The 15,806-nt window shown below is 50.8% G+C and carries 14 protein-coding genes and 2 pseudogenes; 3 read left to right on the top strand and 13 right to left on the bottom strand.

Annotation, left to right across the window (positions count from 1 at the left end; genetic code table 11):
- Nucleotides 1-450 precede the first annotated feature (450 nt).
- Nucleotides 451-848, top strand: a pseudogene (locus tag PRIO_RS34880) (RidA family protein).
- Between the two features lie 57 nt (nt 849-905).
- Here PRIO_RS34880 and PRIO_RS34875 read toward each other — a convergent pair.
- The 5 genes from PRIO_RS34875 to PRIO_RS15995 all read right to left on the bottom strand — a co-directional run bounded on the left by PRIO_RS34875 (nt 906) and on the right by PRIO_RS15995 (nt 5,638).
- Nucleotides 906-1,082 carry a hypothetical protein gene (locus PRIO_RS34875; RefSeq protein WP_231869912.1) on the bottom strand — a complete coding sequence of 59 codons (177 nt, stop codon included), beginning with the start codon at nt 1,080-1,082 and terminating at the stop codon, nt 906-908.
- A 131-nt stretch (nt 1,083-1,213) separates the two neighbouring features.
- Entirely contained in the window at nt 1,214-1,552 is a 339-nt protein-coding gene (locus tag PRIO_RS16010; RefSeq protein WP_039790612.1) for a DUF1801 domain-containing protein, read from the bottom strand.
- Entirely contained in the window at nt 1,552-2,175 is a 624-nt protein-coding gene (locus tag PRIO_RS16005) for a TetR/AcrR family transcriptional regulator (RefSeq protein WP_046503426.1), read from the bottom strand. The genes PRIO_RS16010 and PRIO_RS16005 overlap by 1 nt, the downstream gene beginning before the upstream one ends.
- Before the next feature lie 377 nt (nt 2,176-2,552).
- Entirely contained in the window at nt 2,553-3,275 is a 723-nt protein-coding gene (locus PRIO_RS16000; RefSeq protein ID WP_020431659.1) for a sigma factor-like helix-turn-helix DNA-binding protein, read from the bottom strand.
- A gap of 170 nt (nt 3,276-3,445) precedes the next feature.
- Nucleotides 3,446-5,638, bottom strand: a complete 2,193-nt coding sequence (locus PRIO_RS15995; RefSeq protein ID WP_082118109.1) for a glycoside hydrolase family 88/105 protein — start codon at nt 5,636-5,638, stop codon at nt 3,446-3,448.
- 113 nt (nt 5,639-5,751) lie between these two features.
- On the opposite strand from PRIO_RS15995, the gene PRIO_RS15990 reads away from it, so the two are divergent.
- Entirely contained in the window at nt 5,752-6,570 is an 819-nt protein-coding gene (locus PRIO_RS15990) for a helix-turn-helix transcriptional regulator (protein WP_052741466.1), read from the top strand.
- A gap of 17 nt (nt 6,571-6,587) precedes the next feature.
- Here PRIO_RS15990 and PRIO_RS36810 read toward each other — a convergent pair.
- From PRIO_RS36810 to PRIO_RS15980, 3 genes and pseudogenes are all read right to left on the bottom strand, one after another.
- Nucleotides 6,588-6,677, bottom strand: a pseudogene (locus tag PRIO_RS36810) (carbohydrate ABC transporter permease); the annotation flags it as partial.
- 518 nt (nt 6,678-7,195) lie between these two features.
- Nucleotides 7,196-8,260 (bottom strand): Gfo/Idh/MocA family protein, encoded by a 1,065-nt coding sequence (locus tag PRIO_RS15985; RefSeq protein ID WP_020431645.1) that lies wholly within the window; start codon nt 8,258-8,260, stop codon nt 7,196-7,198.
- A 28-nt stretch (nt 8,261-8,288) separates the two neighbouring features.
- A complete protein-coding gene (locus PRIO_RS15980; RefSeq protein ID WP_046503420.1) occupies nt 8,289-9,176 on the bottom strand; it encodes a sugar phosphate isomerase/epimerase family protein in 888 nt (295 codons plus the stop codon).
- Nucleotides 9,177-9,300: 124 nt separating this feature from the next.
- On the opposite strand from PRIO_RS15980, the gene PRIO_RS15975 reads away from it, so the two are divergent.
- The gene (locus PRIO_RS15975; RefSeq protein ID WP_020431637.1) at nt 9,301-10,191 is read left to right on the top strand and encodes an AraC family transcriptional regulator; all 891 of its coding nucleotides are present in this window, start codon (nt 9,301-9,303) and stop codon (nt 10,189-10,191) included.
- 507 nt (nt 10,192-10,698) lie between these two features.
- Here the strand turns inward: PRIO_RS15975 and PRIO_RS15970 are convergent.
- The 5 genes from PRIO_RS15970 to PRIO_RS15950 form a co-directional block, all read right to left on the bottom strand.
- Nucleotides 10,699-11,802 (bottom strand): Gfo/Idh/MocA family protein, encoded by a 1,104-nt coding sequence (locus PRIO_RS15970; protein WP_020431636.1) that lies wholly within the window; start codon nt 11,800-11,802, stop codon nt 10,699-10,701.
- 18 nt (nt 11,803-11,820) lie between these two features.
- Nucleotides 11,821-12,546, bottom strand: a complete 726-nt coding sequence (locus tag PRIO_RS15965) for a ThuA domain-containing protein (protein WP_046503415.1) — start codon at nt 12,544-12,546, stop codon at nt 11,821-11,823.
- Nucleotides 12,547-12,585: 39 nt separating this feature from the next.
- Nucleotides 12,586-13,746: a Gfo/Idh/MocA family protein gene (locus PRIO_RS15960; protein ID WP_046503412.1), complete on the bottom strand. Its 1,161-nt coding sequence runs from the start codon at nt 13,744-13,746 to the stop codon at nt 12,586-12,588.
- Nucleotides 13,743-14,795, bottom strand: a complete 1,053-nt coding sequence (locus PRIO_RS15955) for a LacI family DNA-binding transcriptional regulator (RefSeq protein WP_046503410.1) — start codon at nt 14,793-14,795, stop codon at nt 13,743-13,745. Before PRIO_RS15955 ends, PRIO_RS15960 begins: the two co-directional genes overlap by 4 nt.
- A 94-nt stretch (nt 14,796-14,889) precedes the next feature.
- The gene (locus tag PRIO_RS15950) at nt 14,890-15,756 is read right to left on the bottom strand and encodes a LysR family transcriptional regulator (protein WP_020431631.1); all 867 of its coding nucleotides are present in this window, start codon (nt 15,754-15,756) and stop codon (nt 14,890-14,892) included.
- Between the last annotated feature and the right edge of the window lie 50 nt (nt 15,757-15,806).

Below are 15,806 nucleotides of genomic sequence, written 5' to 3'. Positions count from 1 at the left end.
TAACTCCCTCCTATATAATACAAATGGTTTGAATGGACAAAAAAATTGTTCATTTTCAACATTTTTCTTCTCGTTACATTTTAATAATAGTATATTTTTTATCATTTTAATCTCAAAATCAGCTTTAATTCTATCAATATCGTTTAAAGCACAGAAACTAAATGGTAATGATGAAAAAAGCGATTATACTTTTGAAATTAAAAATAAAAAAACGGCGAGGAGCAGCCGTTTTTTTATATAAAATATTTTATAATCTTTTAAAATCATCCTCTTCGCATTCATTAAGAAAGGAGTGTTCATTCCATGAAGAAAAGATCTTTAACGTTTATATCTTTTGGATATGGATACTCTACTGCTGTTTTTTTCTAGAATTCATTATTACGGGTGAAGTGTGTCCAAAATGAATTGTCAAAACGGCGGAACATTCTTATCTCGCGGAGGTACTTTAAAATGGAGAATTCCAAAATTACTAAAAAAACCCTGAAGGAATGTATGGTCCAGTAGGTAGCTACACTCATATTACCAAAATCCCAAGAAATTCTGAGCTGTATGTTACTTCTGGTCAAATTGGGGTGGATCAAAATGGTAACATTCCCGACAGCATGAACTAACAAATCAAGAATACTTTTGACAATATCCAAACCGTGTTACATTCTGAAGAGTTAACATCAGAGCATATTATTAAAGTAAATATCTGGGCTACCCAAAAAATAGATTGGAGTTATCTGTATGAAAAATGGGGGCACTTATTCGGTAGTGATTACCCGGCGATGACGGTTGGCTATATTTCAGAATTAGGATTACCGGAAATTAAAATAGAAATTGAAATATGGGCGGCTAAAGCTTAAACCCGACTTCAAACCCCTCGCGTAAAAGTATCATTTTATGCGAGGGGTTTTTATAAACTAATAAGACGGTGCTGTGTTCACCTCAAAGTAACCCTGCCGATCAATATGCAGATCAATGCTGTATAGCTCTTCTCTGTATTTATCGACTTCGAAATCGACATCGTAGAATCGTTGATGAAGAAACTGCTCAGACTGCTTCACGACTTCAAAATGATTCTCCCGCGCTCCGCGCACGGCGGTCCCTATATCCAGCTTCGACTCAGCATAAGTCGCTATTCATTCGCCCGGTTTCCACAATATAGGAAAAATCCCATCCCAAGAATGGCTGATTCGCTTGCTTCTGGCTAGTAAGGTAGTCGTCAATGCTACAGTGTGCTGGAAGCCTGAACCAGCAGATTGGCAAGTAAATCGTAATCGGGTGTATCCTCTTTGCGGATTTTTAGCCATTTCCTCTCATCAGGCCCTTCAAAACCATTCGGAAACGTTAGGCCGGATGCATTCATGATCATGAATGCAATGGCATCTTTCGATGGTGAAATAACAGCCGCATAATGTCCGTGTTTCAGGAAATGGGGCTTTTTGTATTGAATGCGTTCTTCGGCTTCGGGAATTACTTGATGTACCATCTGTCGCAGTCGGTTGCTAACCTCGATTTGCCATGGTTGACTAAGGTTGTCGATAAAAACGGAAACATCCTCGTTCATCATTTCTTTTGCAGCTCCTTTTCACATTGTGTTTTAGGAAGAGTTAGAGACCTGACGAAGATCTTCACGTTCTCTTGTATGAACTGATCGAGACTGATACCAGGATAGTTGTTGCCGGCTTCCAAATCGTTAATGAACGCACCATATTGCGCCATCATGAACGTGAATGCCTGCATGGTTGGGTTTGAACTAGCTACTTTCCCTTTTTCGTTCATCTTGTTAAAGTATTCTGTCAATAATGTCAACAGTTGGCGAGGATGTTGCAATCGACTTTCTTTAAAGCCCGGAATATGAACTTCATCCTTTAAGGCTATCTGTATCAGCTTTCGGTCACGGTTCATGATCTCATGATATTTTTTGCTTATGGATATCAGATCACTTTCTAACTCCCAAACAAGCTTCTCGCTAAAGAGTATTTGTATTTCTTCGGCATACTGAAAACGTTCAAGCGCGGATTCAAGTAGTTTTTGCTTGCTTCCGAAATGTCGAAACAGCGTTTTTTCGCTTAATTCGGCGGCTGTGGCGATTTCCTGCGTCGTGACGCCGTTGTAACCTTTTTCCGAGATCAGATCGATCGCAGCATGTAGCAATTTCTCCGCACTCCCTTGCTTAGTTGGGCGCATGATCAGCTCCCTTTCTGTAGGATATGCAATAATGTCTGTCAGTAATGACTGACATTATAATAGTCCAAACTTATCCTCCGGTACAGCTTCTGCAAAATAACGCCGCTGCTAGTCTACAGCTTTAAGTAAAACCCATATTTTAATATGGCTTTTCGCTTCGTCACCAACGTTTTTTAATAAAATTCTTTGACTTTCTCTTCGTTATAAACCCCTGTAGGCATATTTTTTCATTACTGCTCTATTAGATGAGTATTCATGTACTGCAGACCAAACGCGTATTCAAAACTCCGAATTATCAATCTACCCGTTAACAAATTCAATGTTCCCCTCCCTCCCCCACCGCAATAGTCTGCTTATGCCGCAGCGCCGAGGAACGGCTAGTCGCCGGCGCTCAGAGCGGCCAAATCCATCTCTCGGATACGCTCCTTGTCGGAGATGATATGGAACCCGGCGATCTTGCCGTCCGTAATCGCGACCTTGATCACAAACTGCAGCTCGCCTCGCGGAGCGACGACGATGCCGACATCTCCGTCGATGAGAATCGGGCGAGCAGCCCGGGCACCGCCGGCGACCACTTGCCCGGAAACGGCCTGTACGCCGTGTATCTCTTGTGCTGCGCCGCTTGCGGCTCTCCGGTCGTCCCGGAGCACGACATCCGGGTCGAGCACCTTGAGCAGCGCGTCGAAGTTGCCTGCGCGCGTCGCCGCAAGGAAGGCGTCGACCAGCTCCCGCTGCCGCGCCAGATCGGCGTGCCGGGCCGTGTCAAAGCCATGTACCCGGCGGCGGGCGCGGCGGGCCAACTGCCTGGCTGCTTCCTTGGAACGCCCCACGATCGGGGCGATTTCCTCAAAAGGCAGCGCGAAAACGTCATGCAGAACGAATGCGATCTGTTCGGCCGGATTCAAGCTGCCGAGCACGACGAGCATGGCGAGGCCGACGGAGTCGGCCAGCAGCGCCTCACACTCGGGGTCGCTGACGTCCCCGCCGCTTGAGACCAGCTCGGACACATGCGGTGTGAAAGGCTCCTCGCGCCTTGATTTGCGCGAGCGCAGCATGTCAAGGCATACCCGCGAGACGACGGTCTTCAGCCAGCCGCCCAAATTCTCGATGCCGCTCGTATCGGAGCGGCTGAGACGGAGCCAGGACTCCTGTACAGCGTTTCATAATTCAATTTCCAAGTCAGAGTTACGGTCAGGCTACCGCGAAATCTCAGCTTTGTGAGAGTTGAACTATAAATGGGCAATCAGATGGAGGAGAAGCATTACCTTAATTAATTCTTTTGCTTCAGCCACTTCAACAATTTTCCTGTTTCGATGCCCGCCAGCAGCACAATCCCAATACCATGGGTATCATTCGTCAACGCGTTCAGCTCAACCTTATAATATTCAGGTGTGAAGGAATACCCGGAACCCCGGCATACCCCGTGTACATTCCCGAACCGGTCAATGCCATATTTCGTCAGGGCTTCCCAGCCCCTGCTCACCGCCTTTACCGCTTTGGACTTCATGTCCTCCCTAATCCAGCCATGGCGGACTCCTCTGGATAAACCGTAAACAAACATACTGGTGCAGGAGGTTTCCTCGTAGGAATCCGGATGAGTCAACACCTGATGCCACAGCCCGCTGGTTCCCTGCAAAGCCATATACCCTTCGGCAAGCTCATTGTAGAATTTCAGCAGTTCTTCCCGCTCCACGTGTGTTTCCGGCATAACCTCCAGCAACTCCGACAGGGAGAAGAACACCCAGCCGTTGCCCCGGCCCCATGGGACATTGGTAGGCTTGTTGTGCTTAAAGTCGTACACATGGGACATGATCTTGAATTCAGGAATAAACAGATACTTCTTAAACCGGTTAAATTGTCTTGCTGCGTCATCCAGATATTTGGCTTCCCCCGTCAGCCGGTAATAGCGGATTAAGAACGGGGTGCTCATATACAGGTCGTCAGCCCATAGCGTATTTTCCTGGAAGCTGTTCAGGCAGATGCGGAAGAAGGCTCCGTCTTCAAGCCGTTCCTGTTTATATTCCATATGATTCGCGATCTGTTCAACCAGGTAAGGAGTATGAGGATCCTGCGAGTCGCTGTACGCTTCGAGCACAGCGGAGCCGAATGAACCGCAGTCATCCAGCATATCCATTTCCACCAGCTGATTGTTTACCGAGGGATAGCCGTACTGCTCCGCATCCCATTTCGCATATTTATAGATCCTGGTGCATTCTGTAATATGGTTCACCGCATAATCGAGGATTCCCTGCTTCTGTAAAAATCTTCCGGTCTGCAGCAGCCCGTAAAGCGTAACCCCCAGGGGATAATTCCATTTGGCGAACAGAGCATTGTCTAAGTAAGGTCTTACCCATGTATCCGGCCGGTCCACCCTCCAGAAGTATTGACTATCCCCCTGTTCAAACAAACGGTACAGGGAACAAATGCTATCGGCGGATTCCTCCAGCTGTTTGTCAAAAGGCCCCAGATACAGCCATGGTTCACGGCTCCCCTTTACCCCCCTCGGAATCGATAACGCAACGTTTTCCCCATCGATGATGAAGTCAAAGCCGTACTCCCATCCGTTGTCCGAGGAACACAGCTCCACCAGCACCTCATGCTTCCCCGGCTCCAGCTTGAATTCCGCCATATCCGATGTCTTCAGCGCTCCTGAAAACACCTCGCTGCCATCAAGCCACACCCTCAGCTTCCCTGTGGAACTCCCCTTCAGGCTGCACACCTTTGAGCCAGCGCTGGAATGGCTAAGCTCCGACCAGAGGTAGGCCACCTTGTGGGGCGTATTGCCGAAAATCCGCGTGCACGGATTCAACTTCATTTGTTCTTTATCCCAGGAAAGCCCGGGGTGCCAGACCATGCCGGATTGCTCTTCCAGAGCAGTATATTCCGGAATATGCTCTTCGCTGAAACAGTCCGCGTCCATTGCGTCAGAATAGATCCAGCCGGCCTGTCCCTTTCTTTCCTGGAAGGGAGACATAAACTCCATGGGATTCCATTTGGTGTGCTGCGTACCAAAAATCCCGCCAAAACCTGATCCTGTCTTCACAAACTTAATGCATACAGAATTCCAGCCCTTTTGCAGCTTGGCACGAATGCCTTTATTTACCTTAGGATTTGCTTCTTCATGAATATCGGATTTATACAGAAATTCCCGGTTCAAATAAACAGCAGTTGGACCATAGCAGCTCACTCCAAAGTCCGTCCACCCGTCATGGTTGCTCCAGAGCAGACCAAAGACATAAGCATACTGGCCCAGTTTGGCTTCTGGCAGCTTCTCCTCTAAATTCATGTCATATCTTCCATTATTCTTCTTAAGAAAACCTTCCCGCGAAAAACTCCGGAACTCAAAAGGAAGCGCAGGATTCCTTCCAATGTACGCATTGGCAACGGTTTCAAGAATCTCATCTGTACGGTCATACAACTTCGAATAAATACTTTCCTGTTCATCAAAATAGGGCTTCATCATCGCAACTCCTTTATGAAGTATTCTACGATTTTATGTTAGCATATGTTGAATGTATAAGGCATGCATGATATGATTCGGTTTGTAATATATACCGATTATTTGGTGGTGACGGCTTGAAGACTACCGATATTTTAAACTCCATGGTTCCACATTTTCACCTGGCGATCAAACGGTACTCTACCCCTTCCTGGAAAATTCCTCATGCTGTTTTTCATCATCATAATCTGATGCTGGTATTTGATGGTGAAGCCAATCTCCTTTGTAATGATGCTGAGTTTACAGCCGTAAGCGGAGATCTTGTTTATTTTAAACCCGGCGACATGAGAAGGGGCGATACGAATCCAAACTGTCTTGTGAAATGCTATACCGTTGATTTTCAATATGCCTGCCCTGTTATGGAGAACGGCAGTTGGGTTAATCTTGATGTTGCGCTTCCTTTTCCGGCGCATACCCATATTCAGGACCGGTATCTGTTCCGCCGTTTGACCGAATTATTTGAAGAGTTCATGCGGCACTGGTCATCGGGGCACGAGAACCGGACGTTCAGATGCCGCGCCGACTTCATGGAAATTCTGCTTCTTATTTCTAAATACATGGAACATAACACCATAAATTACAGCGCCATTCATAAAGTGGAGAAAGTAATCAACTATATTGCAGCAAACTATACCCGAAAGTTAACCCTAGATGAACTGGCCGACAGTATACATATCAGCCGCTCCCATCTGGGGCATATTTTCAAGGAAACCACCGGAGAAACTCCCTTTGAGTTTATTATCAAATACCGGATCGCCCGCGCAAAAGAATTTCTGGAAAACGGCTGCTCCGTAACCGATACTGCAAGATTAGTTGGTTTTGGCGACATGTTTTATTTCAGCAGGTACTTTAAGAAAATAGAGGGAATCTCACCGAATAAATATATTGGATTGTAGTGGAGTCATCAGCAAGTTTAACCTTTGAGCGCTCCAACCATTACACCCTTAACAAAATACTTCTGCAAGAATGGATACGCCGCCAGGATAGGGAGTGTAGCAATCACATCCTCTTTTCCCATAAGCCGCTTCAGAAACATTTCACCCTTATATGTGTTTATTTCATTTTGTCTGGTGCTGAGCCGGTGGAAAAATTGTTTGAGTGTGAAACCATAGCTGCACTGCAGGCGGAAATTACCAATACACTATCCTCTACATGTAAACGCATACAGTAAACTAAAAAAGTATGAGGGAGTTACTCCGGGAAAGTATAAAGAGTGAATTACGGTTAACCGGTGGGTGACTGCACTTTGTACAATGGAAAGCTGAGAGTTCTGCGGCGAATCACATTCTGCTGCATTTCGTGCAGTAGATTTCGTGATTTGGAGTCAAAAGCGCCTTTTTCGCCCGATTCTGCTGTACAAAGTGCAACAGATTCCACTTTTTCGCTGATTTAAAGATCATCTATTGTATAAAGTGTAATTGAATGCCGGCAAAAAAACGCTTTGAACAGAAGGAATTCACTCCTGCCCAAAGCGCCTCTACTCTCTATCGGTTGCTTCTCCGCCTACCCAGCGGCTCCAGCCTATTTACCCAAAATACCCACTTCGCCGCTGGTCATAAAGCCGGCAAGCTCTACCTTTCTTCCCGTCCGGGCACTCTCCAGCGCTCCAAAAACCATAGCCATGCTGTAACGGTTGTCCCGGCAATCGGTTTCTGCAGGGCGGCGTTCAGCCAGCGCCTGGAACATTTCCTCCAGACACCCGTAATGGAAGGTTTCTTTCAGGTCTGCCGCTTCACCTTCAACACGGTCGTGGTCACGGATGAATTCGCCGTCCGGGCTACGATCCGTTACCTTTTCAGCATACGGCATCCCCTCACCATCCCATATCGCAGTTCCTTTGTCACCCTGAATCCGCCAGGTGGCTTCCCATGAGGTTGGAGCCCCTTCTGCACACCATGAGCCCTGGTAGCAGAAGACGGAGCCGTCCGACATTTCAAAAATGCAGACTGCCGAGGCATTCCCCGCATACCAGGACCCGGGAGGATTGAACTCCTGGCAATATACCGTTACCGGGTCCGCGCCGCTGATGAATCGGGCCTGGTCAAAGGTATGGATGGCCATATCGAGCAGCAGCGGGCTTTCCATCGCATCACGGAAGCCGCCAAAATGCGGCGCCAGAAAAAAGCCCGCCCCGATGTAGCCGATTCTTCCAATCTCTCCGGCTTCAATCAGGCGGCGCAGAGAGCGGATACGGGGGTCATACCGCCTGTTCTGCATAACCGCATGGCTCTTTCCGGTGCGCTCCGCTAAAGCAACTATAGCATTACAGTGCTCCATGGTCTCCGCCAGCGGCTTCTCGCTGAACACATCGCATTGATGTGTAAGTGCTGTGCTGGCAACCCTATAATGGCTGGCCGGTATGGTCACATCAAAGACTAGATTCGCTCCCGTCTGTTCGATCGCCTCTCCAATATCGGTAAAGACCGGACAGGTTAAGCCATGCTTGCCGGCCATGGCCGCTGCCGCATCAAGCCGGATATCCACCAGCGCGACAATACGGACATCCGGCCGCCTCACAGCATAGCTGATCCACTCGTTAGCCATGCCTCCGCAGCCGGCGACGGCTACACGATATTGTGCTGTCATCGGAGATTCACCTCTTTCTTTTCTTCCATTAGATTGGATTAGGAATGAAGCTGCCTCCCCGGCAATGCTTCAAATAATTCAGCGCATGGACTTGACCGGTCATTTCCAATTCGTCCCGGTAGACGGGATCATGCCAGCCTTCAATGTCGATGGTACCCTTGTAACCGGCCTGCCGCAGAATGCTAATCACATCTGTCCAGTTCGTGTCGCCAAAGCCAGGTGTCCGGTGCCAGACATAGGGTTGTGGACCATGAATGCCGTATTCCCTGACAATATCCCAGGCAATCGTTGCGTCCTTGCCATGCACGTGAAAGATTTTGTCTGTCCATTTACGCAGCTGCGGAATCGGATCAATCAGCGCCACCATCTGATGACATGGCTCCCATTCCAGTCCGATGTTGTCCGCCGGAACAGCGTTGAACATTTTCTCCCAGGCTGCCGGATTGTGGGCGATATTCCAATCTCCTGTCTGCCAATCCCCGCCCATTGAACAATTTTCAAAAGCAATCCGGAGTCCCTTGTCGGCCGCCCGCTTGGACAGCTCTCCAAATACTTCCGCAAACTTCGGAATAGACTCGTCGATGGACTGTCCGGTCAGTCTTCCTGTGAACCCGGATACCATATCGGTACCGAATAAATGGGCATGGTCGATGAGCCGTTCCCAGCTTGCAAGTGCATCTGCATTATCGCCAGTGCCGGTCAACGGGTTGCCAAAAATGCCAACCGACGAAATGATGAAATCATGTTCAGCAGCCAGCTCCCGCACCCGTGCTGCGGTCTCCGCCAAATCCGTTGCTCCTGTGGTCTGCCAGAACGTGAGACTGAAGGATTCAAAACCATGCTTCACGATCTGCGGGATTACCCGCACTGCATCCGGTGCTCCGACCAGTGTTCCGATTCTAAGGGAATCATGCATCTTGTCTACCACTCCAATATTGGTTTATAGTTAGTTCAGCAATGCAAGTATATAGCTCATTTGCTGCGAAATCTCTTCTTATCTTGTGTAAAAATAGCTGAATATTGCGGGAGTTGAAGTGGCCGTGACTTATCCGAAGGAGCTGAAGGAGTATCCTCAGCTTGAAGAGAAGACCTATCCGTTCCGCTTGTTTTTCAATCAGTGCCGGGACGCCAAAGCGGAGCAGAACATTCTTTTTTTGCATTGGCATGAGCATTTCGAAATTATTGTGATGCAGAAGGGCAGAGCGATTTTTCATGTGGACAGCAGACCCTATGAAGCCGGACCCGGTGACGTAATCATTGTACCTTCCGGCGGGCTTCATGTCGGATACAGCTTGATCAACGGCGATATCGCATTCGTGTCCATTGTGTTTCATGCGTCCCTGTTCAAGGACCGTTATCAGGATTCCCAACACGAACAGTTTGTGGCACCCTACTTGAATAATCTCTACCGGTTTCCGGTTAAGCCTGTAGAGCAGAACCCGGTATGCAGCACCTATTACCCTTTGCTTGAATCGCTTATCCAAGAAGTCCGGGACAAAAGCCCTGCTTTTCAATTGGTTGTCAAAAACCAGCTTCATCTGTTCTTCACTCTGCTCTCGCGGACCTTTCCGCCTCAGCGGATGTCTGACAGGCATCACCGCGAACGCTACTCGGTCAACCGCGAACGCTTCAAACCGCTGCTGGAATATCTGGAACAGCATCTGGATGAGAAAATCACCATCGAAAGCGCTGCCAGATTCGTGAATCTGAATCCCTATCACTTCTGCAAAACCTTCAAAAAGCTGACCGGACGCACCTTCATTGATTACGTAAACCTCTACCGGGTCAATGAAGCCGAGCGGCTGCTGTTGGAGACGGATTTGACCATCACTGAAATTGCCGGCAAAGTCGGCTGTGACAATCCCAATTACTTCACCAAGCTCTACAAACAGTACAAGGGACTAACTCCCTCCGTCGCGAGAAAAATGTAAATGCTGCTCCAGCCAAAGGATATCTATCCGCCAAAAAACGTTCCCCTGATCCCTGATAGCTTGGGCCGGAGCCTGGAACAAAAGTATACTTTGGGTTGAAAAAAAACATGTAAAGCTGGAGCTTACAAAGTGCGGATTGTTGGTACAATAGGCAAGATGTTCGCCCGTTTTGGGGGCTGGGCGTGAACATTGTTGTACAACGTGCAAGATATTCGCCTATCCGGGAGACTTGGGGCGCACATTCTATCGCCCGCCTGACGAATAGGTCAAATCGAGTTGAGCGCGAGACCGGAAATTTTGCTCACCTCCTTCTGCTCCTCTGCTGATGCTTACAGGTTTCGTTCTCACCCACCAGCTATTGATGCGGACAGGAGATCCGTTGATTTCCCAGACTATCAAAACAGCACCGTTCACGGTAGTGTGAGCGGTGCTGTGCTATTACTGCAGAATTTCGAATCCTTACAAATCACTCATACTGAAATTAAGTTTCTAAAAGGTCCGCTCATGTTAGTCGAGTGTATACGGCGCAAGCCCCGGAGGAAGCGGAGACGGACGCCCGCAGCTGCTCTCCATTTCGTAGAAATGCTTCGAGTCGGAGGAATCATGAAAAGCCCACATGGCCTCCAGCACATGGTAGGCCAGCTCTCCGCTGGCCCGGTGTGGACGGCCGGTACGGATGGCGTAAGCCATATCCGCGGGACCGATCCCCCGCGTATTCTGGTCGTAGCCGGGCAGGAGCGGCTGTTCGCGCCATTCACTTTCTCCCATTCGGCGGTATTTAACAGTACCGCCGAAGGTGTTGGGATCGGGCACTTGAAGTGATCCTTCCGTACCGTAGATCTCAATCGGCGGCAGATCGCTGCCGCCGAACACATCGAAGCTCATGATCAGCGTTGCGATTGCGCCGCTGCTGAATTGCAGCGTCCCGGCAACATGGGTCGGGATGTCCACCGGAATTTTTTTGCCTGCTTTTTTCTCACTCGTAATTGTCCGTTCTGCCAACGCTTTACCGGTTATGCCTGCTACCGTGCGGATGGGGCCAAGGAGCTGAACGAGTGCGGTCAAATAATAAGGCCCCATATCGAACATTGGCCCCCCGCCTGCGGCATAATAGAATTCCGGGTCAGGATGCCAAAACTCATGCCCTCTGCTCATCATGAACGATGTCGCCGCCACCGGCTTGCCGATCACGCCATCCTCAATCATCTTCAGCGCAGTCTGGATTCCGGCACCCAGAAAGGTTTCCGGGGCGCTGCCAACCAGCAGTCCATTGGCTCTGGCTGCTTCCAGCACCTTGCGTCCTTCCTCTCTGGTAACCGCCAGCGGTTTCTCAACATAGACATGCTTGCCGGCCTCCAGTGCCCGCAGACTAATCTCGGCATGCGCAGCCGGAATGGTTAAATTGATTACGATCTCAATTTCCGGGTCTGCGAGCAGCTGTTCTACGGTGTAGACGTTTGGGATTCCGTAAGCGGCTGCCTGCTCTGCCGCCCGCGCCGGGTCCATGTCCGCGCACGCGGAAAGGTCCAGAATCGCAAACTTTTGACAATTCTCCATATAGATGCTGCTGATCTTGCCGCAGCCGATGACGCCCACCTTGACTTTTTTCATCTCCTGATCGCTCCCGCCTTATAATTGGCTGTCCGCCATGCCGCTGTAGGCCCCCGCCATTTGCTTCGGGTTCGCCGCAGCCTCCTGCTTGCCCTCTGCCGCCCAGAGCAGCCCCCGCCGCATCAGTTCCTTCACAGGCGGCAGCTCCACGATGTCAGCGTGGTGACCCAGCGAGTTGTAATAGACCCGCCCCTGACCCCAGCGTTTGGTCCAGACCACAGGCATATCCACTGCCTTGTTCGTGGCGTGTGGCCCTTGGATCACCGGGAACCGTGTGGTGGCAAGCACCTCCACAGCCGGGTCGATATGCAGATAATATTGCTCAGAGGTGACATCAAAATCTTCAATGCCTTTGGTCAGCGGGCTGGAGCTTTGGCAGATTTCTACCTTATACTGCACACCGTCATTGCCGGGATGGGCAACCCATTGCCCGCCAGTCATGAACTGCCAGTCCACATTCGTGCGGAACGAATCACACATCCCGCCATGGCAGCCCGCGAGTCCGGTTCCATTCTGAACTGCTGCCGACACATTGTTGACCAGCTCCTGTGAGATTTCCCCCATCGTCCAGACCGGCACAATCAGATCCAGGCCCAGCAGCTTTTCGCCGTCAGCGAAGGCTTCCAGCGTATTGGCAACCTCGACATCGAACTGTGCTTCCCGCAAAAGTCCGGCGAACACTCCGGCAACCTGCTCCGGTTCATGTCCATCCCAGCCGCCCCATACGATTAATGCTTTTTTCATTATTATCACTCCTTCTCCCGAATCATTGCATATAGTCCATTACATTTCAGACAGTTCAACCCAGCGCCGCTCCTGCACTGACCGTTCCACGGCTTCCAGCACCGCCTGGCATTTCACGCCATCGTGAAAATTCGGCACCGGCTGGCGGCCTTCTGCGGCAGCCGATGCCAGCTCCAGAAATTCATGAATGAAGGTATGCTCAAAACCGATTGTATGTCCCGGCGGCCACCAGGCTTCGGCATAATCATGGGCCGGATCTGTGGCGAGTACCCGCCGGAAGCCCTGCACATCCTCCTCGTCAGAGGTCAGATAGACCTCAAGCTCATTCATCCGTTCGAAATCAAATTTCACACTCCCAAGACTGCCATTGATCTCAAAGGAATTGGTCGAGCGGTGGCCGGCAGCAAAACGCGTAGCCTCAAAACTGCCGATGGCACCGTTTGCAAACCGCGCCAGGAACAGCGTGGCATCATCTACGGTCACCGGTCCTCTTGGAGCACCGGCACTCGCCTTGGCACTGAGGCCCGTCATCTCGGCAGCCAAAGGTCGCTCCTTGATGAAGGTTTCACTCATACCGATGACCTCTTTCATGTCGCCGACCAGAAAATGGGCGAGGTCAATCAGATGCGCCCCGAGGTCGCCGTGAGAACCGGAACCGGCAATCTCCTTCTGCAGCCTCCATACCAGCGGAAATTCGGGATCCAGAATCCAGTCCTGCAGAAACCAGGCCCGGAAATGATAGATTTGTCCCAGCCGTCCGCTCTCCACCAGCCGCTTGGCCAGGCGAACCGCCGGAGAGAAACGGTAGTTGAAGCCAACCATATGCATAACCCCGGCTTCCTCTGCAGCCTCCAGCATTTCACGGGAATCCGCAAGTGTCAGGGCCAGGGGCTTCTCGCAAAAAATATGCTTTCCGGCCTTCGCCGCGGCCAGTGCAATCTCCTTATGCGCATCACTGGGCGCGTTGATATCAATTAGATCAATATCGTCGCGGCCAACCAGTTCTCTCCAATCGGTTACGGTATCCGACCAGCCCAGCCGGGCTGCGGCCTCCTGCAGATCAACGGCATTCCGGCCGCATAGCACCGCCATCTCCGGCTTCAACGCCTTCGGGAAAAACATCGGCAGACTCCGGTAAGCATTGCTGTGCGCCTTGCCCATGAACTTGTATCCAATCATTCCGATGCGCAGCTGTTTCATTGAATCCCTCCTAATCTTAATGATGAAGCACGCACAATAAGCTTGGCGGGAAGCTTCACATGGATAGTCTCCTGCTCCGTATCCCTGCTTCCGCTCTCCGGCAGTTCCAGCACTTTGGCTGCAGCAATTTCCCCCAGCTGATAAAAGGGTACCCGCACGCTGCTAAGGGCGGGTGTTGTAAGCTCTGCGGCATCCGAATCGTCATAGCCGACGATCGCCGGCATCCACTCTGCGGGGATGCCCAGCTCCCGGAGGCCTTGCTGCAGGCCAATGGCCATCCGGTCATTGGCTGCCGCCACAGCCTCAATGCGCTCCAGCTGTGGGGCAATAGCCTGTGCAGCCGCAATTCCGCTTCTGCGGCTGAAATTCCCTTCGAACAAAAGCGAAGGGTCTGCCGGAATGCCTGCCTCCTGAAATGCCCGCATATATCCTTCCAGCCGGTCCCGGCTGTTGGAATAGGCCAGCGGCCCATTCAGGAAAGCAATTCTGGTGAAGCCCTGCTGCAGCAGATGCTTCACCGCAAGCTGGCAGCCTTCCACATGATCGGCATCCACCTCATGGAATCCCTCACCCGCAAAATGCTGGTTGATGAGACAGTAGGGATGCCCTTCCTGCTTCAGCTGCCGCAGCGCGGCAAGCTCTCCGGCCTCTTCCTTAGCGCCCAGCACAATGCAGGCATCCACCTTGCGCATACGGAAGAGCCCGCAGTAATCCAGCGGCTCATCGGCATCGCGGAAGATCATCAGCAGATCATACCCTTCTTCCCTGGCCCGGCTGCCGATTCCGCTCAGAATCTCGGAGAAATAATATGCGGAGAACAACCGGGCTTTGGGCAGATAGGGCATGATGACGCCCAGGTTGCCGCTGCGCCTGCGGGCAAAGCTGCGGGCAAGCGAGCTGGGCGTATATCCCAGCTCCCTGGCGGCTGCAAGAACCTTCTCCTTCGTCTTTTCCTTGAGCGGACCGACATTGTTCAGCACACGGGAGACTGTCGCTTCGGAAACTCCGGCAAGCTCGGCAACTTCTTTGCGGCTTGCGATAGCAATCATCCTTTCTAAATCGTTATGGGGACCTGCGCTCTTATCAAATACAGCATAATGTACACGCGTACATTCTCTCACGAAGACGGGTTGCCGTCAATCCCTATTTGAACCAGGACTGGACATGCCCCAGGAACCTTTTGGCCGCCGGTGAAGCATGTCTCATGGAATGCACGGCAATGCCCAGTGAACGGAAGCTGCGTTCTTCAAGCTCCAGCATGGCGACGTTATGGTTCTGGCGCTGGATGACCAGTTCCGGCAGAATACTGATGCCAAGCCCGTTTTCCACCATGGCGATAATGGCATAATCATCCCCGGCCGAGAATTTGATATTCGGCTTGATCGCTGCCTTTTCCAGCACCCTTCTGACATCGTAATCCGAACCTGCCTTCGGGATAATGAAATCCTCATGGGCGATTTGCGCAAGCGGCATATAGGGGGCCTTGCTCAGGGGATGCTCCTTGGAGAGGATGGCCAGCATCCGGTCCTGCTTCAGCGGAAACACCTCGAAGTTCTCCCTTGTGGGCAAAGAGATAAACCCGAAATCCACCACTCCAGCCTCGATCCACTGCTCAATTTCCAGGTAACCGCCTTCCATCAGCTTGAATTCGATATACGGATATTCTTCACGGAACTGCTTAATCATTCCCGGCAGCCAGTGAACCGAAACGCTGGTGAAGGTACCGATGGTAATCGTTCCTGTCTCCAGGCCATGGATATCTGCGACCTGCTGCTTCAGCTGCTCATTCCATTTCATGATCTCCCGGATGGGCTGAACCACCTGCTCACCGTTGACTGTCAGCCTGACTCCCGAGCGGTTTCTCAGCAGCAGAGTGAAGCCAAACTCCGATTCCAGACTGCTGATCGTATGGCTGATGCCGGATTGGGTGAAGCCCAGCACCTCTGCGGCCCGGGTCAGGCTTCCCAGCTCCACCACCTTGAGAAACACCTCGTATTTGCTGATGCTCAAACTGCTGTGCACCTCCTGAAATTACATGAGTTTTACTCATGTATTCTATG

This window comes from Paenibacillus riograndensis SBR5 (assembly GCF_000981585.1).
Lineage (GTDB): Bacteria > Bacillota > Bacilli > Paenibacillales > Paenibacillaceae > Paenibacillus_AQ > Paenibacillus_AQ riograndensis.
Note: the sequence above shows the minus strand (reverse complement) of the source record. Positions and strands in the feature narration are given on the sequence as shown.